Consider the following 20281-nt stretch of genomic DNA (forward strand, 5'->3'; position numbering starts at 1 on the left):
AAAATAGATACAAACTGAACCGATTCAACTCTGAAAAAATCAATTTTTATTCATTTAATATAAATAAAAATTCAAATGCTAGTTTGTCGTTTTGTCATTTTATTTACAATTGTCTTTTTTTGTTCGCTTCCACTTTATCGCTGCATAAAGCAGGTGCATTCTTTCGCGCTTACCACTATTCTGCGTAAGCCGAAAGATTTTCTGAGTATTTTATTTTTTGTTATCCGTAAAGTAATCGATACAGAGATGGCATTTTTTTAATACAGGCATATCAAATGACAACGTCTATTAATAATGAGGTTCCATAATGGAAGGCCAACAACATGGCGACAAACTCAAACGCAGTCTAAAAAATCGCCACATCCAGCTGATTGCACTCGGTGGCTCTATCGGAGCGGGTTTATTTATGGGGAGTGCGTCGGTGATTCAATCTGCTGGCCCCGGGATCATCCTCGGTTATGTCATCGCTGGTTTTATCGCCTTCATGATTATGCGTCAGTTGGGTGAGATGGTTGTCGAAGAGCCCGTCGCAGGCTCATTCAGCTATTTTGCTTATAAATACTGGGGGAATTTTGCCGGTTTTTCTTCTGGCTGGAATTACTGGGTACTGTATGTGCTGGTCGGGATGACAGAACTGACGGTGGTTGGAAAATATATCCACTTCTGGTGGCCACAGGTTCCCATGTGGGTTTCGGCCGCCTCCTTTTTTGTCATCATCAACGCTATTAACCTGGCGAATGTGAAAGTGTACGGTGAAATGGAGTTCTGGTTCGCCATCATAAAAGTGGTCGCCGTGGTCGCGATGATCCTTTTCGGTTGCTGGCTACTGCTCAGTGGTCACGGGGGGCCACAGGCAACGATACGTAATCTCTGGGATCAGGGCGGATTTCTGCCACATGGCTTCAGCGGCCTGGTGATGGTGATGACGATTATTATGTTCTCATTTGGCGGCCTGGAACTGGTGGGGATCACCGCAGCGGAAGCCAGTCATCCTGAAAAGAGCATTCCCAAAGCCACTAATCAGGTGATTTATCGCGTGCTGATTTTCTACATCGGCTCACTGACTATTCTGCTGTCATTGTTACCGTGGACCCGGGTTACGGACAAAACCAGCCCCTTTGTTCTGATTTTCCACGAGCTGGGTGATGTTTTGGTGGCCAATGCCCTGAATATTGTGGTGTTAACCGCAGCGCTCTCTGTCTATAACAGTTGCGTATACTGCAATAGTCGTATGCTATTTGGCCTCGCACAGCAAGGTAATGCTCCCCGGATACTGCTGAATGTCGATAAGCGTGGTGTTCCTGTCACTACGATTCTGGTCTCCGCCGTCGTGACCGCATTATGTGTGTTGATAAACTATCTGGTGCCCGAATCGGCGTTTAATTTATTGATGGCACTGGTTGTTTCGGCGCTGGTGATCAACTGGGCGATGATCAGCCTGGCGCATATAAAATTCCGCTGCGCTAAACAGCAACAAGGCATTACCACACGTTTCCCATCACTTTTTTATCCGCTCAGTAACTGGATTTGTCTGCTGGCGATGGGTGCCATACTGATAATTATGCTGATGACGCCAGGCATGGCGATTTCTGTCTATCTGATCCCGGTATGGCTTGCTGCGCTGGGCGTAGGGTATCTGGTCAAGCAAAAAAGTATCTGTCGTGCAAAAATAAAGTGATATCTCACTGCAAATAGTATGTCACATCAACAACGCCATACCCTTTGGCGTTGTTGATGATCTCAGGTTCAGCCCTATGGGTTAATTTCAGGGGCTTTTATTATCGGGCGCCACAAGTAACAGATTGCGAAATTTTAGCCAGTCAAACGCCGGGCCGGGATCGGTTTTACGCGCTGGCGCGATATCGCTATGGCCGGTGATATTGCTGGCAATAGCGGGATACCGTGCAATCAACTGCCGCGTTACGGCGGCCAGTTGTTGATATTGTCTATCGGTATAAGGCAAGGTATCGGTGCCTTCCAGTTCGATACCGATAGAAAAATCATTACACCGCTCGCGCCCATGATAACAGGAAACACCGGCGTGCCACGCGCGTTTATCAAAAGGAATATATTGTACAATTTCGCCATCACGGCGGATCAGACAGTGCGCTGAAACACGCAGCTGCGCAATTTGCGCAAAAAAAGGATGGGCATGCGGATCAAGTGTACCGCTAAAAAAGGCATCAATCCACGGCCCACCGAACTCCCCTGGCGGTAAACTAATATTATGTACCACTAATAAAGAGGGGATCTCATTATCCGGGCGACAATCATAGTGCGGAGAAGGCACCCGCCGTGCTCCCATCAACCAGCCACCATCCCACTGCATGTTTTTCTCCTTTTGCTGTCTGCTATTTTCGGTGATGTATTCAATATGTTTATATTGTCTCAAACATCATATTCGCGCTCAATAAAAGTGCCGATGATCCTGTCATGCATCTCAACAGATTTTGAGTACCCCAGGGTCTTACGATTCAGTCGCTTTAAGCGGTTACGCAGATTCAGGTTTTCCCGTTCAATCCGCTGTGTATAAAGCTTACCCCTGATATGTTTTTCATCCGGCAGCAGATCATAAGCGCTGAAGTTATCTGTACACCAGAAGGCAACATGAAAACCTGATAATAATTTCAGTAACCTGCGCAGTGTCTTTTTGCTCCTGCGCCCAAAAGTAGGCGCAATAATACGTTTGAGACGAGGCTCCCACGCATACCACAGCCAGCGTTGCTGCTTTTTACTGCCGACAAAAGACCACATCTCATCCACTTCACAGATAAGCTGGATTTGCTGATTATCCAGCGGAAACGTGGTTACACATCGTGGGGCGAGTTTTTTAAAGTGCGAACAACGGCATTAATGCTGATATGCAGAGTCCGTGCGGTATCGCGGATACCGGCATTATTCATAGCAAGGTCAACAATTTGTTCTTTCATGCCGGGGTGGCAGGCTCGATAAGCGTAATCGGTCTGGAAAGTACGACAGCATGACTGACAACGATAGCGCTGAAATCCGGACTTACCCACGCCATGCTTTTTAACGGGTTCAGTTTATTTACAAAACGGGCATGCTACGTCAATTTTAGCCATCTGGTGTCTCTGATAAAAAGAGCGATTATATAACATGATCAATATGTTGAATACATGACCCATAAGCGCCTCCAGAAACACCACCGGATGCATATGCCAGACTTCCGGCCCCAGTCTCACTCCCTTGTCAGACAAAGCCTTCATCTACGTCATCCTGTCCAGAAACGTTTCCAGATACTTTTTCCACAACGGGGCGTCACGGGTTAAGGTATCCAGATAATTTTTCCGCAGCGCGTCACCCTTGTCGTAATACCATTCACTGGCATGCCTGACGATTATCCGGTACAGATGGTCGCGGTAGGAAATATTATGTATCGCCTGAAGGTATTCCTGCTCCGAATAATAACCGTCCCGGTTACTGTCAATCCTTTCCAGCAGCCGTCGGTAGTTGTACTTGTTCAGGATGTGTGAGATGCGCGTTTCCTCCTGTGCTGCCTGATATAAATGCTCCAGTATCCCCCTTACCATATTATCCGGCCGCCTGAAGCCATCAATCAGGTCAAAGTTCTCCGGCGCCTGATTCAGCGTCACAAATCCCAGTTCACCCGGCGCATACTGCGCCACTTTCTGCACACTGGCCGCCGCCAGCCAGCCCCCTTCCTGACGTATCTGAAAATAAGCCGCATCCCGGTTGTCTGGCAGTATCTTTCCCTGCGCATCGGCACCCGGCACTTTCGTCAGGGTCACCACGCCCGATGTCCGGGTTTTCCGGCTGCCCGCAGCCATTCCCTGCTCGCCCTTTTCATACAGCGGCGCTTCTCTTTGCCAGGTCAGATACACCGGCGTATCCACCCCCACTCCGCCGGGGTTAGTGAGGAACTTTTCCATATCATCCATGCTCAGGCACTCGATATGTACCTGGTAGCGCGAAAGTTTGCCGTTTTCTTCCGGAAGCTGATAAAAGCCCATATGCCCGAGACCGTCTCCGGCACTGACCGGGACAGGTTGCGGTGGTACACACACGGTATTCAATCCCTGTTCACCACCCGATGCCGCTGGCACAACCGGGGTCAGGCTGTCGCCGTCTGATACCACCCACACCCGGTCGCCCTTTTTCAGTTTGTCCTTATCGCGACCGAGAGTCACCAGACTGAATGTCCGCGCCATTTCATTCGCTGTTTTTCCCGGACGGGTAACCTGCTGTGCAGTATTGCCAGGTTCGTAAGAGAGCGGAAAACCTGCCGCCAGTTTGCCCGCTTTGTTATTCTGCAGTACATCATCACGGCTCAGATAGTATGCCCAGTCCGTCCGTGAGGTACAGTTCACCACACCTTCCGGCTGAGCGGTACAGGCAGGTGCGCATTTTGCCCACCATGACGGAACAGGAACAGAATCCATTGCTTTCAGACTTCCCCGGTCTGACACCGTCCAGACTCTGGTTCCCGCCGGGAGTTCCTCTCCTTCTGCATTTCTCACCGCGGCTTTCAGCGTCACTTCGCTAAACTGGCGCTGATCCTGCTGCGGCTCACTGTATTGTCACTCAGCGTGACAGGGGTATCCTGTTCCAGTTTTCCCGCCACCCGCTTTGCCTGCACATCATCCGCACTGAGGTAATAACGCTGGACTCCCGCCACTTTTCTGTCTGAACTGCCGCCCGGCTGTTTATAAGCACTGTACGGTGCCAGGTGCATATACAGTGTGTAAAACGTCAGCCCGCTTGCTGTACTCTCTCCCGGCTGGAGATAGTGTTTTATCAGCACAAAGGAGTCTGAAAGCAGCAGTTTTTCATTACGCCAGTCAATCCCGGCACGTTCATAGCTCTCACATATCCGCCAGGCAACAATCTCACCATCCGCCATACAGCGAATAAACTGCTCGCCCTTATAAAGCTCACGGCAGTATTTACGCTCCTCTTCGCTGTCCGTGCTCAGGGCACACCAGGGCACCGCCGCATCAGTGATGTGAATACCCCCGTGCCACATCCCCTGACAGCCCACCAGATACAGGCCTGAGCTTTCCCCGGCGAGTACCGCCAGCAGCTCTTCCGCTGAGGAAAAGGGATGACCGTTTTTATTCGCGGGGACGGGAAAGCTGATTCCGGGCATCCTGGCAGTCATAATGGACCCTCCCTTTTATTCACTGTTCCATCCGCTGGCTGGCACCAGATAGCCTGATGTCTTTATGATGAAATTACCGGCGGAATCGTGTTTAATTTTGACCATCGTATTACCGGCACGGTAAGTGTCAAGACATCACCCGTGGTTAATTTAAGCGACCTGTTTTTCCCGTTCCGGATTTAATGTCACCGCGCCTTCCGGCTGTCAGTTTCGTGTTCTTCCTGACCTGCTCTCTCTTCAGTTGTTTATTCTCTTTCTGGCTCTGTTTCAGAGCTGCTTTATCTTCCGGTGCGGAAGTCTGTAAAAAGGCCTGTTTCCACTGAATAATCTGCTCCAGACACGGGTTTCCCCTCTGATTTGGCCTGATTACACCAGTTATAAAGGGTAGCTTCGGATATTCCTTTCATTTGTGCAACGGTGGAAACTATCCTGATACTGAGGGCGGATAAACGGGCGGCACAGAGCAGCCGGGCGACATCGGTAACAGTCATTCCCTGATGCAACATAAGCATAGCGATTAGCTGCCGTGCATCGTTTTTATCGCGAGTCTGCTGTGCTTCTTTACGCATAAAACGTCGTTCTTCAGGAAAAATAGCTGCTATGATCGGCATCGCTCAGTCCGGTTGGTGATTTGTGATGTCTGGCGATTGATCAGATCGCACAATCCGGGCTGAGTTCCCTCAAAAGGATCTATTATTTTACGAAGTTATTTAACAGGTAAACATGTGAGAACCTTTCTCACATGTTTGTTTTAGATAATAAATAAGAAAATATTCGATAAATAACATACAAAGATAATAAAAACACGAAATAATAATCGTCCGGAAAAAGATTAACGCATAGTACGGCTAAAATGATGATAACCAATGGAAGAGCTATATCCAGAAGAAATAACGAAATTAGAGATTTAAACATTAATAACACTCCCCATAATCTTGCTTAAATCTTCCTCTTTAAGATTAGGGTAAGCTTTAGTTTCAATTATTATTTTAGCAAAAACCGACTCAATAACAAAATAAAGCATTTCGATTTTATTTGCATATAATATCCAATAGAATGTCGGAACCAATGATTCCAAATACCTTGCTGCAAGAGCAGCAATGATACCAGTGCGGTTTCTACCGTATATGCAATGCCGTATCTTGCTGCCTGCGTAGAAGTATAGTTAACCAGAACGTCCGGTGTTTTAGAAATAGTTTTACGAACAGCGCCATTAGGGTTATCTTTATATTTATCATCCAGTACATAATTAATATATAGTTTAATCATATCAAAAATGACATTTTACCTTCTGTATAATTCGTTTAATGCCAATACCATTCTCTTATCTTCGTGTATTAATTCATGACAGACATATTGATATCCAGGCAAAACACAAAACTGTTCATTTGCTTTTGAACGCTGCACTCAGTATTCTGATGAGCTATATTTAACACTCTATTTAAATAGCGAGATTATATGAGAGTAAAAAAACCATTTATTTTCATTGCGTTATCTTTAACACTTACAATCGTAATCCCGGAAATTCTCTTCAGGGTACTATCAATTGAAAATTTTATCATTGTTATTGAATCGTTAAATTTTTTATCCGCTCCATTATTATTAGCCCCTCTTTATGAAGCCCTTTTGGTTTCATTAATACTGTCATATATCATCATGAAAATATACTATATCGTTCGCAATAACAAAAAGTAATCGCTACCTGCTATATTGGTTTGAATGCCTGACAATCCCCGGCCCCCGGATCAGAAGCTATCGGGGGATTTTTTGTACCGGATCATCGCTGTGATTGACCATAGCGCCATCATACAAAGAGTTCAAATACAAACGCCGATATATCTGCACAAACACCCCTTTTTGAGAGTGAATATTGCCGACCGTAATTTCATCATCGGTTACACGACTTTTCCAGCACTCAGCGGCGACATCACACGTTGCCTGAAGTTGATAGCCCTCTGCTTGCAGGTAGTGACGAATAGGCTGCGCTTCAACAACGTCATAAAATTTCACCGTAAAAACGTACGCTTCCGTACCGGTAATTCTGCCAAATTCAAATTTATAATTATTTGATATTCTTGGCATATCTTTTAATAACTGCGGTGTGTAATATTCATACGCTCGTCTGTCTTGCTCGCTATAATAAGCGCTACTGGCAAACGCCATCTTTACATATGGCCAGGCCAAAATCAGGGCAATACCCGTATGCCAGTGATCCCCATCCCCATTAAGGCAATGATGTTTTTTTTCATAATCCAGCCCTGCCGTTACTGGCAATATGATAAATGTTTCATCCTGCTATAGCAGGATCACCTTAATAGACAGAAAATCATTATAAGGGATAACTATTCACATAAAAGCGGCTTATGGCCTTGATACGACGCGCCAGCAGCCCGGCAGGGCTGAAGCGAAATCTTCAGCTGTCAATCACCAGATTATCGGAAAATGATCCCTGAAACGCTTCAAACCCGTCTCTGCCGATAATACCTCATGTACCATTAACATCAAAAGCTCAGCCATACTCATCCTCCGCCACACAATATTTTCCGTTTCCTGAATGGAGCCCTACAATAGAAACACACTAAAAAATGGTCGTGTATGTGGTGTAGAAACTCAGTTCAGGTTAGCATGCTGTTTCTACCGCTCAATCTTATCAATCCGGAGCCTTATCATGTCATCTCGCCGCTATAATCCTGATCGTCATCGTGACATGCTACTGGATCGAATTAACCAGGATATCACCGCTGCTGTCACTCAATCATTACGGGAAGATTTAGGTGGCGAGATCAATGCCAGTAACGATATTAGTGCACAACTGTTCCCGAAAGAGGCGCATTCTCATGCCGTGGCTATCAGCCACGAAACGGGGGTATTTTGTGGCCAGCGCTGGGTAGAGGAGATATTTATTCAACTGGCCGGAGATAGTGTCAATATTGTCTGGTATGTAGAAGATGGTGATCTCATTCAGGCCAATCAGCGGCTCTTCGAACTGAACGGCCCTTCCCGCCTGTTGTTGACCAGTGAGCGTACCGTACTGAATTTCGTGCAGATATTGTCTGGTGTTTCCAGTGAAGTTCGCCGTTATGTGGATCTACTGGCAGGAACCAAAACCCAGCTTCTTGATACCCGTAAAACGCTGCCTGGTTTGGGAACCGCGCTGAAATATGCGGTGTTGTGCGGTGGTGGCGCTAATCATCGCTTAGGGTTGTTCGATGCCTTTTTCCTCAAAGAGAGCCACATTCTGGCTTCAGGTTCACTCCGTCAGGCGATTGAAAAGGCTTTCTGGCTGCATCCTGATGTCCCGATAGAAGTCGAAGTGGAATCGCTGGATGGCCTGAAGGAAGCGCTGGATGCTGGCGCCGATATCATCATACTCGACAATTTCACGCTTGATCGGGTACGGGAGGCGGTCAAAATAACGCATGGTCAGGCGGCACTGGAAGTTTCCGGCAATATCACCGCGAAGACGATACGCGAATTTGCCGAAACCGGAGTCGATTATATCTCTGTCAGTGCGCTCACCAAACATATCCACGCGCTCGATATCACCCTCTCTTTTCACTGAAAAAATCGCCCCGGTGTTACTGATCCAGCGCCGGGGATTTTTTGCGAGTTCGCTCACATCTTTTTGCGGACTATCTGTAATCACAACTAAAAACGTGGAAATCGCTTTCGCGTGCTGTGAATTATCATTCGTCACCGTCTGTCAGGTTCGGCATAGTGCTCAAAACAACATTCAGGAGCACTGAGATATGGATAAACAACGCGGTTTTACTCTGATCGAGCTAATGGTCGTCATCGGCATCATCGCTATTCTGAGCGCCATTGGCATTCCTGCCTATCAAAACTACCTGCGTAAAGCCGCACTCACCGACATGCTGCAAACCTTCCTGCCCTATCGCACTGCGGTTGAGTTATGTGCGCTTGATCACGGCGGGATCACCGACTGTGATAGCGGCAGCAACGGTATCCCCGCCACATCCACGTCGCGTTATGTCGCCAGTATGCGTATCAGCAAAGGTATTGTCACACTCAATGGGCAGGAAAGCCTCTCTGGTCTGAAGATTACGATGACGCCCGTCTGGGATAATGCCAACGGGATCACTGGCTGGCAACGCATATGTCATGTTGACAGCGACAATACACTTAAACAGGCCTGTGAAGACGTTTTCCGCAATCACTAAGGTGGCGACCATGAACAACGATCAGTTGATCACGCTCTGTCAGCGCTATCATGCCCTGCTTTTACATAACGATGAGCACATTATCTCTATCGCTGTCGTTGATACACCGGCGCCAGAGCTTATGGAAGCACTCCGCTTCGCGACCCAAAAGCGGATCGACATTGAGTGCTGGAGCCAGGAACAGATGAATAAGCGGCAAAAAACGGCCAGCCCGCTATCACAGCCTGCCAGCCATGATATAGCCCCTGATATTATTGGTCAGGTTAACCAGATCCTGGAACAGGCGCTGGATCAAAAAGCTTCCGATATCCATATTGAACCAGAGGAAAACCATCTCCGTATTCGCCTGCGGATCGATGGCGTTCTCCATCAGTTATCCTCTCTGCCTTTACAACTCGCCGCTCCTGTCACTGCACGACTAAAAGTCCTCGGTCATCTGGATATTGCTGAGCATCGCCTGCCGCAAGACGGACAGTTTACGCTGACTTTATCCGGGCGTCAGATCTCTTTTCGTATTGCCACACTTCCCTGCCGTCACGGAGAAAAAATTGTCCTGCGTTTATTGCAGCAGACCGAACAGGCGCTGGAACTCGAAGCACTGGGTCTGACAGCAGAACAACTGACGCTTTTTCACTCAGCACTGGCGCAACCCCAGGGTTTGCTGCTGGTCACTGGCCCCACCGGTAGCGGTAAGACCGTCACGCTTTACAGTGCGCTACAGGCCAGAAATCAGGATACCGTCAATATCTGTAGCGTCGAAGACCCGCTGGAAATTCCCCTCGCCGGAATGAACCAGACGCAAATTAACCCGCGCGCAGGGTTAACCTTTCAAAATGTTCTGCGCGCCTTACTCCGCCAGGATCCAGATATTGTTATGGTCGGCGAAATTCGCGACACTGAAACGGCAGAAATTGCCATTAAAGCCGCGCAAACAGGGCATCTTGTCCTGTCCACATTACACACTAATTCTACCAGCGAAACACTGACGCGCTTACAACAGATGGGGATAGCCGGCTGGATGCTCTCTTCCGCGCTCTCTCTGGTAATTGCCCAGCGTCTGGTTCGTAAGCTGTGTGTTCACTGTCGTCGTAATACCGGAAAAACCATCGCGATACCGCATAAATTATGGCCACGTTCACTCCCTCTCTGGCAGGCGACCGGCTGTCAGCATTGTTATCATGGCTATTATGGTCGCCATGCGCTATTTGAACTTCTGTCGGTGAATGGCTCACTGCGTAAAGCCATCACTGATGGTTTGAGTGCGGTGGAAATCGAATCTCTGGCACGTAAAGCCGGAATGAAAACATTGTTTGAAAACGGTTGCCTGGCGGTGGAGCAGGGAATAACCAGCTTTGAAGAGCTGATTCGCGTGTCAGGAGCCCCTCATGAAGATGATTAATCATCTCTGGCGCTGGCAAGGTATCAATCATCAGGGGGAAGCCTGCCAGGGGGCACTGTGGGAAAATAACCGACTGCAGGTTTTCGAGAAACTGCAAAGCCTGCGTATCATGCCACTGACACTACGCCGCTGCGTCGTTAAAAAGGCACTCTGGCACCCACGCTACAGTGGTCAGATAATCCGCCAGCTGGCAGCACTGCTGCAAGCAGGGATCCCGCTCGCTGAAGGACTGGCACTACTGGCTCAGCAACAATCGCATGCACAATGGCAGGCGCTGTTATCTTTACTGGCTCAGGATCTGACACAAGGTATGTCTCTTTCTGCTGCGCTGGAAAAATGGCCGCAGGCTTTTCCTCCGCTCTATCGAGCCATGATCCGCACTGGCGAGCTGACCGGTAAGCTGGATTACTGCTGCTTTCAACTGGCCAGCCAGCAACAGAAACAACTACAGCTCACGGCGAAAGTAAAAAAAGCGCTACGCTACCCGCTGATTATTTTAAGTCTGGCGCTGCTGGTGGTGAGTGCGATGTTATGTTTCGTGCTGCCAGAGTTTGCGGCTATCTATCAGACGTTTAATACGCCATTACCCTTACTGACACGCCATGTTATCCGTGCCAGTAATGCGCTCGGTAACCACTGGCCAATACTGATAATATTGATAACGTTAGCGCTTATCCTGAATAAGTTGATTCTGCGTCGCCAGCGCTGGCTATTACGGCGGCAAAAAATACTTTATGCACTGCCGATGATCGGCAAGTTAATGTGTGGTCAGTTACTCAGTCAGATCTTTACTATTCTTACCCTCACTCAAAATGCTGGCATCAGCTTCCTGCAAGGTCTGGAAAGTGTCGAACAAACCCTGAGCTGCCCGTTATGGCGTCAGCGACTTCACCAGGCTTATACTCAGATTACTCATGGTGTCCCTGTCTGGCAGGCCCTTGCTCACTGTGGAGGATTTACGCCACTCTGTTTGCAGTTAATTCGTACCGGTGAGGCTTCAGGATCATTAGATACGATGCTGGCAAATCTTGCTCAGCACCATAGCGAACAGACTCACTACCAGGCCGAAAACCTGGCAACCTTACTGGAGCCAGCGCTGTTATTAATCACCGGTACGATTATCGGCGTCCTGGTCGTCGCCATGTATCTGCCGGTTTTTCATCTGGGAGATGCTATCAGTGGTCCGGGAGGATAAACACCGACCTCATTCCCTCCGCCAACGCCTGACAGATGAGTGAATATCTGCTTGCCTTGTCCGGCATATCAAATCAACAGGGTACTGCTGATCAGTCTGTTCCGCTGCGAATCAACTGTGTCTCTACCGATGTCACGTCTGTTTTCAGGGGTATTCATCATGAGCCGTTTTCTGACCATTCCCCCATGACAACAGAGTAAAAAATATCAGTCATATGCTCACATGCATCTACGCTATCCTCTTGTCATAATGCGATTTTTATTTTTTTTCCGCTACAATATCAGAAATTTATTCTGTAAATGATGAGTTGGGCATATATTATCGTGCGCCACCCCAGAAAAAATGATCAACCCATTTGTTTATATATCCGGCGCAGGATCGAAATCTATGAGATATACCGTCGCATTAACAGGTGGTATCGGCTGTGGTAAAAGCACCGTAGCTAACGCCTTTGCTCATCTTGGCATTCACGTTATTGATGCCGACGTTATCGCCCGTCAGGTTGTCGAGCCAGATACACCTGCATTACTGGCTATCATCACTCATTTTGGTACTCAGATAATGAATAACGATGGTTCTCTGAACCGTCGTGCGTTACGTGAAAAAATTTTTGCTCATCCTGGGGAGAAAAGATGGCTTAACGCATTACTGCATCCACTCATTCAGCAGGAAACGCATAAACAGATGCAGATCGCCGATTCGCCTTATCTTCTCTGGGTCATACCGTTACTGGTTGAAAATGGTCTCACGGCTATGGCTAACCGTGTGCTGGTGGTTGATGTTCCGGAGGAGATACAAATTACGCGCACAATATTGCGCGACAAGATAAGCCGCCAGCATGCTGAACACATTATTGCTGCCCAGGCAACACGTGAACAACGCCTCGCGATTGCTGATGATGTAATTGAAAATACCTACTCTCCGGATATCATTGCAGCGGATGTTGGCCGACTGCATGAAAAGTATCTGATGCTGGCATCGCAAATGGCTTTACAGGAAAAAAAGTAATGCATACCGCTGTTCTGTTTGAACATCCACTCAATGAAAAAACACGTACCTGGCTACGTATCGAATTTTTATTTCAGCAAATGTCGGTTCATCCCGCGATCACTACCTGTGCGGATGCCCTTCATTTTTTCCGCAATGCAGCCGACCTTCTTGACGTACTGGATCGCTGTGAAGTCCGTGGCGAATTGTTAAAGGAAGCGGATCGTCAGCAGCGTAAACTACAGTCGTGGGCTGAAGTTCCTGGGGTTGATAAACAACGTATTGCCACGTTATATCAACAATTGCAGCAATACAGTGATACTCTGATATCTGCACCACGTATGGGTCAGCTTCTGCGCGAAGATCGATTAATTTCACTGGTCCGCCAGCGTCTAAGCATTCCTGGTGGTTGTTGTCATTTTGATTTACCATCATTACATTTATGGCTACATATGCCGCAGGCATACCGTGACGAGCAGGTCAGAAAGTGGCTAGCCAGTCTTGATGTCCTGTTTCAGCCGCTGCAACTTATTCTTGATCTGGTTCGTCATTGTGTTTCTTTTCGCAAACAGACCAGTTTCAACGGGTTTTATCAGGATAATCGCGAAGATGCTGACTTGCTACGTTTGCGCCTGAATATTGCCAGTCAGATCTATCCGCAGATTTCCGGCCATAAAAGCCGTTTTGCTATTCGCTTCCTGCCACTGAATAGCGACTCAGGGATCGTTCCTGAACGTTTCGATTTTGAGCTAGCCTGTTGTTAAGGAGTAGAGATGTCTGAAGAACAGGAAACTATCGTCAATTGCCCAATTTGCGGTAAAACCGTAGTCTGGAGCAAACTTAGCCCATTCCGGCCTTTTTGCTCAAAGCGTTGCCAGCTCATCGATCTTGGTGAGTGGGCGGCTGAGGAAAAACGCATTCCTGCTACCCGGGATTTGACCGATACTGATGACTGGAGCGAAGGCGAGTAATATTTTCCGGGCTGGGCTATCTATCCGAAGAGATACCTGTTCAGAATAGATATTGCGCTAATTTTTTGATAACAGGTTCATTCGCTGGTGGAAATAACGCAGCCTCCAGCGCCTGTTGGGTAACCCAATGGCCAGGTTGTCCCTCTTTTCCCCAGGGTTCCCCGATCCACTCATCTACCAGCCAGAACCACAACGTAATATGGCGATCAGAATAGCGATATTCGCATTTATCAAACAGCCAGCACGATGTGACTGTAATACCCACTTCTTCATCAAGCTCTCGTATCAGGGCTTGTTCCGGTGTTTCCCCACTGGCTATTTTACCACCAGGAAACTCATATTTATTTGCCATATGGACGTCCGCCCCACGTTGGGTAATAAAAATCTCCCCTGCCGAATTGCGAATAATCCCTGCCGATATTTGTAAGTTTTTCATCATGATAGCTCAATAAAAAGGCGCAGATCACTGCGCCTTATCGATTCTCTGTCTCTGGTTTAATGCAGACGACCATGACACTGTTTATATTTTTTACCCGATCCACACGGGCAAGGATCATTACGGCCCACTTTTCGTGCGCCTGTCTCTTTCGCCAGAGCAGCAGTAGCCGCAATATCATCGTCCTGATGGCTAAGCTGGCGCATTTGTGTCAGCCGTTCAGCTTCAGCACGATTTCGTTGTTCCAGTGCAGTAATCTCTTCTGGCATTTGTACCTGAACTTTGCTGATTGTGCTAATCACTTCATGTTTTAGTGTTTCCAGCATAGCGGCAAACATGGAGAAAGATTCCCGCTTGTACTCCTGCTTAGGATCTTTCTGTGCATAGCCGCGCAGATGGATACCCTGACGCAGATAATCCATTGCGGCCAGATGCTCTTTCCACAAAGAATCCAGGGTCTGCAACATGACACCTTTTTCGAAATGGCGCATCATTTCCGCACCGACCACCTCTTCTTTACGCTGACAGGCTTCAATCGCATTTTGCAAAATACGTTCACGCAGCGTTTCTTCATGTAATTCGGGCTCTTTATCCAGCCACGCCTTCAACGGTAAATCGAGATCAAAATCACTTTTCAGGTGCGCCTGTAAGCCATCGATATCCCACATTTCTTCCAGTGATTGTGGGGGAACAAAGGCGTTAATTGTGGTGGTAAAGATATCTTCGCGGATGCTATTTATGGTCTCGCTGATATCAGAGACACCCAACAATTCGTTACGCTGATCATAGATTGCCCGACGTTGATCATTCGCCACATCATCATATTCCAGCAACTGTTTACGAATATCGAAATTGCGGCTTTCTACTTTTCGTTGGGCATTGGCAATCACTTTAGTGATCAAGGGATGCTCAATCACCTCTCCCGGTTGTGTGACGATTCGACGCATCATGCCAGAGACAAAATCACCGGCAAAAATACGCATCAGCGCATCGTCCATCGATAAGTAAAAACGGGAAGAGCCCGCATCGCCCTGACGGCCTGAACGACCACGCAATTGATTATCGATACGACGAGATTCATGACGTTCAGTACCAATAATATGCAAACCACCGGCCGCCAGCACAGCGTCATGACGCTTTTGCCAGTCAGCTTTAATCTGCTCAATTTGCGCCTCCACAGGCGCTTCCAGTGCCGCGACTTCCGCTTGCCAGTTCCCACCCAACACAATATCTGTCCCACGACCAGCCATGTTGGTCGCGATGGTGACCGCAGCCGGATAACCTGCCTGCGCGATAATCGCTGCTTCGTTGGCGTGAAATTTGGCATTCAGTACATTGTGCTTAATACCTGCCTTAGTCAGTTCATGGGAGATAACTTCTGATTTTTCGATAGAAATTGTCCCGACCAGTACCGGCTGTCCTTGTGCTGTTCGGGCTCTGATATCTTCGATAATCGCCTGAATTTTTTCAGGTTCCGTCATATATACTTGATCCGCCAGATCTTTACGGATCATCGGTTTATTAGTCGGTATGACAACCGTATCGAGTTTGTAAATAGAACTGAATTCAAAGGCTTCGGTATCTGCTGTACCGGTCATCCCGGCCAGCTTTTCATATAAACGGAAATAGTTCTGGAAGGTAATGGATGCCAGCGTCTGATTCTCGTTCTGAATCTCCACGCCCTCTTTCGCTTCAACAGCCTGATGCAAACCATCTGACCAGCGACGCCCCTGCATGATACGCCCGGTGTGTTCATCAACGATGATGACCTGGCCATCTTTCACGATATAGTCAACATCCCGGGTAAAGAGTACGTGCGCGCGCAGTGCCGCGGTCACATGATGCATCAGCATAATATTCGAAGGCGAATACAGTGATTCCCCTTCGCTCATAATGCCTTCCTGCACCAGCAGTTGTTCAATCAGTATCAGCCCTCGTTCCGTCAGGTTCACCTGGCGGCTTTTCTCATCAACAGAGAAGTGGCCTTCGCCCTGAAAAGTATCGGAATCTTCTTTTTCCTGACGAATCAGATGTGGGATGATTTTATTGACTTTATTATATAATTCAGAACTGTCTTCCGCCGGGCCAGAAATAATCAACGGCGTCCGCGCTTCATCGATCAGTATCGAATCGACCTCATCCACCAGCGCATAATGCAATTCACGCTGGACGCGCTCTTCCGGACTAAATGCCATATTGTCGCGTAGATAGTCAAAGCCATATTCATTGTTAGTTCCGTAAGTAATATCAGCGTTGTACGCTTCACGCTTAGCCTGCGCTGGCAGGCCTGACATATTTATGCCAACCGACATGCCAAGAAATTCAAACAGTGGACGGTTATTTTCCGCATCACGTTGTGCCAGATAATCATTAACGGTAACGATGTGAACACCCTTTTCCGGTAATGCATTCAGATAGGCTGACAGGGTTGCCGTCAGGGTTTTACCTTCACCCGTCCGCATTTCTGCAATACAACGGTCATTAAGTACCATCCCACCCAGTAGCTGAACGTCAAAATGACGCATCCCAAATACCCGTTTACTGGCCTCACGGACGACGGCAAAGGCCTCCGGGATCAGACTTTCCAGGCTTTCACCTTTTTTCAGTCGCGCACGGAACTCCGCTGTTTTGTTTTTCAGCGCTTCATCAGACAACGCTTCCATCGCCGGTTCCATGGCGTTAATCATATCGACAATTTTGCGCATACGACGCAAAGTGCGATCATTACGGCTACCGAAAACTTTAGTTAATAATTTAATTAGCATAATAAAATCTCAACCGCCCCACTATGCGGAAATACTAAAAGAATGATTTGTGTTTCAGTTAGCTAAAACGCTGTGGCCCTGCGCGTATCGCGATGGCCTGGCGCATCCAGTCCGCAATACAAAACACAAAATGCGGCGGCTGATGAAGGCTAACCAGCAGCGGATTTTTCTGCGTTAGCCGTACACTGAGCATATCGCCTGGGATCAGGTGCTGTACTGTCTGTAACGCCACAGTTCCCAGCACAACCGATAAAGCAGGTGGTGGTGTCACGGCAAATGACAAATGTCGCATGACGGAACGAATAGCATATAGTTGCCAGTCATCGACAGCCAAACCAGAGCGACGAGCGCTTTCCCGCAACGCCAGCCGGGAGAAAATGACCTTAGCCTTTATCTGATCCGACTTGCTGGTGGTTGCCATTTTAGTCAGTGAAAACGTCTCATGTTCCTGAATTAACGCAGGCAGACCAAAACTGGCCGCGACCATTCCCAGCAGGAGATGTGGCCAGAAATACCGTCGGCTAAAGTATCGCCAGTGCGTCAGTAATCCCTTCACTTACCTTACCTTTCGTTACCATAACCAGAGGAAATATTTTGCGCTCAAATATTATCATTAATACCTTGTGGCGACATTAAAATCATAAAAGAAGTTGATGCTAATCTGCCTCACCCCTCCGGGCCCCGTCATGCGGCACGATGAAAAAATTCAGGGGAATAATGTCTGTATTCTGACTTAGCGCGACGATAAGCACAAATATCAGCATCGATAAATCTGAATCGCTATCTTTTTTTGAGGAGTAAAAATGCAGGAATTTTTCTGTGCAGGAAAGAGTCATGCCTGAAATGCCTCATTTCCCCGTCGTCACTCTGATCTGATAGCTCCGCTGTATCAGATGTTTTCCTTTACTAACACTCTGACAGAAAACGCTCTATTTTAGCCTTCTGGCAAAATAAACACAAAACCAGACTGACATCCTGACTGGAGAGAGTGCCAGATTATCAGTCGATTTTACTGAGCAGACAAACTTATGCTATTACCATCGAAGGTGCACGGAATGCAACAGGCAGTTCAGTTTCATCTTCAAATGTGACATATTCCCAGGCTTCCTGTTTTACCAGAACCGCCTGCAAGAGTTTATTATTCAATGCATGACCTGATTTAAACGCGGTAAAGGCACCGATAATATTATGGCCACACATAAACAGATCACCGATGGCGTCCAGCATTTTGTGACGGACAAATTCATCGTCAAAACGCAGACCATCTTCATTTAATACGCGGTAATCATCAACAACAATAGCACAATCGAAGCTACCACCCAGACACAAACCACGAGACTGTAAGTATTCAATATCACGCATAAAGCCAAAAGTTCTTGCGCGACTAATCTGACGCACAAAGGCATCAGCAGAGAAGTTCAGCACATAACGCTGACTACTGGCGTCAATCGCAGGATGATGGAAATCAATCGTGAAATCCAGAGAGAAACCATTATAGGGTCTGAACTCGGTCCATTTGTCTCCCTCTTCAACACGAACCGTTTCTTTGATACGCACAAATTTCTTGGCACAATTGAGTTCGTCAATTCCTGCATCCAGCAAGAGGTAAACAAACGGTGCAGCACTGCCATCCATAATGGGAACTTCTGGTGCGTCAACCTCGATAACGATGTTGTCGATACCCAGTCCTGCTAATGCAGCATTCAGGTGCTCGACCGTCGAAATCCGAACATCGTGTTCGTTGACCAGACAGGTACAGAGCATTGTATCACGCACGGATTTAGCATCAGCCGGAAAATCAACCGGTGGATTTAAGTCTGTGCGACGATAGATGACCCCGGTATTGGCTGGCGCAGGGCGCAACGTCAGTGTGACTTTTTTACCGGTATGTAAACCGACACCTGTCGCCTGAACAATACGTTTAAGAGTCCGTTGTTTGATCATCATATCATCTCGCCAAATTACTCATCCAGCCGGAGTATATTACATATCCGGGCGGAGATTTTAACACAAAAAGCGCAGACATCCAGTTTTCAGCCAATTCTTAATCAGCTTGTTTGCGTAAAAATGCCGGGATATCCAGATAATCCGGCTCTTTCGCCGCTGGCGATATAGTATCATTCACCACTTTTGCCGCTGTTTTCTGATCCTGAGTCATTGGCGACATATTATGCTGGTAGCGCTCCATCATCGGCTGCTGTGCTGATTTATTAGTGACCAGTGTGATCTCCGGGCGCTTATCGACACCAATGCCAGTAGCCACTACGGTGACCCGCAGTTCATCATTCATCTCCGGATCAAGAGAAGTCCCGATAACCACTGTCGCATTATCCGAAGCGAAAGCACGGATCGTATTCCCCACCGTTTCAAACTCATCCAGACGCAAATCGAAACCAGCAGTAATATTCACCAGAACGCCACGCGCACCAGACAGATCAATATCTTCCAGTAACGGTGAAGAGATTGCCATTTCAGCGGCTTCTTCTGCCCGATCTTCACCACCCGCTACACCAGAACCCATCATGGCATAGCCCATTTCAGACATCACAGTACGCACATCCGCGAAGTCGACATTCATTAATCCCGGACGGGTGATCAATTCAGCGATACCCTGGACAGCGCCTTTCAGCACATCATTCGCCGCACCAAAAGCATCCAGTAACGAAATACCACGCCCAAGAACTTTCAATAATTTATCATTGGGAATGGTGATCAGTGAATCGACATGTTTAGAGAGCTCAGAAATGCCTTGTTCGGCAAACGCCATGCGTTTTTTGCCTTCAAAATTAAACGGCTTAGTGACGACAGCCACTGTCAGGATGCCGAGCTCTTTCGCCACTTCTGCGACAACCGGTGCAGCGCCGGTCCCAGTACCGCCCCCCATTCCGGCAGCGATAAATACCATGTCAGCACCTTCAAGCGCAGCACGTAATGCATCACGGTCTTCATCCGCTGCATTGCGGCCTACTTCCGGGTTAGCACCCGCACCCAAACCTTTGGTGATACCACAACCAATCTGAATGGTCTGGCCAACAGCCGTTTTACGCAACGCCTGGGCATCAGTATTGACTGCAAAGAACTCAACGCCTTCAATGTGCTCACGCACCATATGTTCAACAGCATTACCACCACCACCACCGACGCCGATGACTTTAATCACCGCGTCATTGGTCAGTTCCATAGGTTCAAACATAATTTCTCTCCATT

The 20281-nt window shown here is 47.7% G+C and carries 17 protein-coding genes and 2 pseudogenes; 8 read left to right on the forward strand and 11 right to left on the reverse strand.

Annotation, left to right across the window (positions count from 1 at the left end; genetic code table 11):
* The first annotated feature begins 307 nt into the window (after positions 1-307).
* Complete coding sequence (gene aroP, locus PT300_14375; GenBank protein ID MDF7681703.1) at positions 308-1678, forward strand: aromatic amino acid transporter AroP; 1371 nt, start codon at positions 308-310, stop codon at positions 1676-1678.
* 87 nt (positions 1679-1765) lie between these two features.
* On the opposite strand, the gene ampD is transcribed toward aroP, so the two are convergent.
* The 6 genes and pseudogenes from ampD to PT300_14405 form a co-directional block, all read right to left on the reverse strand.
* On the reverse strand, positions 1766-2329 hold the full coding sequence (gene ampD, locus PT300_14380; GenBank protein ID MDF7681704.1) for a 1,6-anhydro-N-acetylmuramyl-L-alanine amidase AmpD: 564 nt from the start codon (positions 2327-2329) through the stop codon (positions 1766-1768).
* A 59-nt stretch (positions 2330-2388) separates the two neighbouring features.
* Positions 2389-3083: pseudogene (locus PT300_14385) on the reverse strand (IS1 family transposase).
* 144 nt (positions 3084-3227) lie between these two features.
* Positions 3228-4499, reverse strand: coding sequence for a hypothetical protein (locus PT300_14390; GenBank protein ID MDF7681705.1), 1272 nt, complete (start codon positions 4497-4499; stop codon positions 3228-3230).
* A gap of 14 nt (positions 4500-4513) precedes the next feature.
* Positions 4514-5140, reverse strand: coding sequence for a hypothetical protein (locus tag PT300_14395; protein MDF7681706.1), 627 nt, complete (start codon positions 5138-5140; stop codon positions 4514-4516).
* Between the two features lie 443 nt (positions 5141-5583).
* Positions 5584-5751 (reverse strand): annotated as a pseudogene (locus PT300_14400) (IS630 family transposase).
* Positions 5752-6892: 1141 nt separating this feature from the next.
* Entirely contained in the window at positions 6893-7414 is a 522-nt protein-coding gene (locus PT300_14405; protein ID MDF7681707.1) for a hypothetical protein, read from the reverse strand.
* 394 nt (positions 7415-7808) lie between these two features.
* Here PT300_14405 and nadC point away from each other — a divergent pair, with 394 nt between their 5' ends.
* The 7 genes from nadC (at position 7809) to yacG (ending at position 13873) form a co-directional block, all read left to right on the forward strand.
* Positions 7809-8702, forward strand: coding sequence for a carboxylating nicotinate-nucleotide diphosphorylase (gene nadC, locus PT300_14410; GenBank protein MDF7681708.1), 894 nt, complete (start codon positions 7809-7811; stop codon positions 8700-8702).
* Positions 8703-8889: 187 nt separating this feature from the next.
* Positions 8890-9321, forward strand: a complete 432-nt coding sequence (ppdD, locus tag PT300_14415) for a prepilin peptidase-dependent pilin (protein ID MDF7681709.1) — start codon at positions 8890-8892, stop codon at positions 9319-9321.
* 10 nt (positions 9322-9331) lie between these two features.
* Positions 9332-10720 carry a type II secretion system protein GspE gene (gene gspE, locus PT300_14420; GenBank protein ID MDF7681710.1) on the forward strand — a complete coding sequence of 463 codons (1389 nt, stop codon included), beginning with the start codon at positions 9332-9334 and terminating at the stop codon, positions 10718-10720.
* On the forward strand, positions 10713-11915 hold the full coding sequence (gene hofC, locus PT300_14425; protein ID MDF7681711.1) for a protein transport protein HofC: 1203 nt from the start codon (positions 10713-10715) through the stop codon (positions 11913-11915). The genes gspE and hofC overlap by 8 nt, the downstream gene beginning before the upstream one ends.
* Before the next feature lie 387 nt (positions 11916-12302).
* Positions 12303-12923: a dephospho-CoA kinase gene (coaE, locus tag PT300_14430; protein MDF7681712.1), complete on the forward strand. Its 621-nt coding sequence runs from the start codon at positions 12303-12305 to the stop codon at positions 12921-12923.
* Positions 12923-13666 (forward strand): cell division protein ZapD, encoded by a 744-nt coding sequence (gene zapD / locus PT300_14435; GenBank protein ID MDF7681713.1) that lies wholly within the window; start codon positions 12923-12925, stop codon positions 13664-13666. Before coaE ends, zapD begins: the two co-directional genes overlap by 1 nt.
* Positions 13667-13675: 9 nt before the next feature.
* Positions 13676-13873, forward strand: coding sequence for a DNA gyrase inhibitor YacG (gene yacG, locus PT300_14440; protein ID MDF7681714.1), 198 nt, complete (start codon positions 13676-13678; stop codon positions 13871-13873).
* Positions 13874-13913: 40 nt separating this feature from the next.
* Here the strand turns inward: yacG and mutT are convergent, their stop codons facing one another.
* The 5 genes from mutT to ftsZ all read right to left on the reverse strand — a co-directional run bounded on the left by mutT (position 13914) and on the right by ftsZ (position 20267).
* Positions 13914-14309 carry an 8-oxo-dGTP diphosphatase MutT gene (gene mutT, locus PT300_14445; GenBank protein MDF7681715.1) on the reverse strand — a complete coding sequence of 132 codons (396 nt, stop codon included), beginning with the start codon at positions 14307-14309 and terminating at the stop codon, positions 13914-13916.
* A 59-nt stretch (positions 14310-14368) separates the two neighbouring features.
* Complete coding sequence (gene secA, locus PT300_14450) at positions 14369-17074, reverse strand: preprotein translocase subunit SecA (GenBank protein ID MDF7681716.1); 2706 nt, start codon at positions 17072-17074, stop codon at positions 14369-14371.
* A 58-nt stretch (positions 17075-17132) separates the two neighbouring features.
* Positions 17133-17630, reverse strand: coding sequence for a secA translation cis-regulator SecM (gene secM / locus PT300_14455; protein MDF7681717.1), 498 nt, complete (start codon positions 17628-17630; stop codon positions 17133-17135).
* Between the two features lie 470 nt (positions 17631-18100).
* Positions 18101-19018, reverse strand: coding sequence for a UDP-3-O-acyl-N-acetylglucosamine deacetylase (gene lpxC, locus PT300_14460; GenBank protein MDF7681718.1), 918 nt, complete (start codon positions 19016-19018; stop codon positions 18101-18103).
* A gap of 100 nt (positions 19019-19118) precedes the next feature.
* Positions 19119-20267 carry a cell division protein FtsZ gene (gene ftsZ, locus PT300_14465; GenBank protein MDF7681719.1) on the reverse strand — a complete coding sequence of 383 codons (1149 nt, stop codon included), beginning with the start codon at positions 20265-20267 and terminating at the stop codon, positions 19119-19121.
* Positions 20268-20281 lie beyond the last annotated feature (14 nt).

This window comes from Enterobacteriaceae bacterium ESL0689 (assembly GCA_029433525.1).
GTDB lineage: Bacteria > Pseudomonadota > Gammaproteobacteria > Enterobacterales > Enterobacteriaceae > JAQTIF01.

What these genes read in the sequence shown, in the direction of transcription:
- aroP (MDF7681703.1), top strand. Translation starts at nt 308, where the DNA reads ATGGAAGGCCAACAACATGGCGACAAACTCAAACGCAGTCTAAAAAAT.
- ampD (MDF7681704.1), bottom strand. Translation starts at nt 2,329, where the DNA reads ATGCAGTGGGATGGTGGCTGGTTGATGGGAGCACGGCGGGTGCCTTCT.
- PT300_14395 (MDF7681706.1), bottom strand. Translation starts at nt 5,140, where the DNA reads ATGACTGCCAGGATGCCCGGAATCAGCTTTCCCGTCCCCGCGAATAAA.
- nadC (MDF7681708.1), top strand. Translation starts at nt 7,809, where the DNA reads ATGTCATCTCGCCGCTATAATCCTGATCGTCATCGTGACATGCTACTG.
- ppdD (MDF7681709.1), top strand. Translation starts at nt 8,890, where the DNA reads ATGGATAAACAACGCGGTTTTACTCTGATCGAGCTAATGGTCGTCATC.
- gspE (MDF7681710.1), top strand. Translation starts at nt 9,332, where the DNA reads ATGAACAACGATCAGTTGATCACGCTCTGTCAGCGCTATCATGCCCTG.
- hofC (MDF7681711.1), top strand. Translation starts at nt 10,713, where the DNA reads ATGATTAATCATCTCTGGCGCTGGCAAGGTATCAATCATCAGGGGGAA.
- coaE (MDF7681712.1), top strand. Translation starts at nt 12,303, where the DNA reads ATGAGATATACCGTCGCATTAACAGGTGGTATCGGCTGTGGTAAAAGC.
- zapD (MDF7681713.1), top strand. Translation starts at nt 12,923, where the DNA reads ATGCATACCGCTGTTCTGTTTGAACATCCACTCAATGAAAAAACACGT.
- yacG (MDF7681714.1), top strand. Translation starts at nt 13,676, where the DNA reads ATGTCTGAAGAACAGGAAACTATCGTCAATTGCCCAATTTGCGGTAAA.
- mutT (MDF7681715.1), bottom strand. Translation starts at nt 14,309, where the DNA reads ATGAAAAACTTACAAATATCGGCAGGGATTATTCGCAATTCGGCAGGG.
- secA (MDF7681716.1), bottom strand. Translation starts at nt 17,074, where the DNA reads ATGCTAATTAAATTATTAACTAAAGTTTTCGGTAGCCGTAATGATCGC.
- lpxC (MDF7681718.1), bottom strand. Translation starts at nt 19,018, where the DNA reads ATGATCAAACAACGGACTCTTAAACGTATTGTTCAGGCGACAGGTGTC.
- ftsZ (MDF7681719.1), bottom strand. Translation starts at nt 20,267, where the DNA reads ATGTTTGAACCTATGGAACTGACCAATGACGCGGTGATTAAAGTCATC.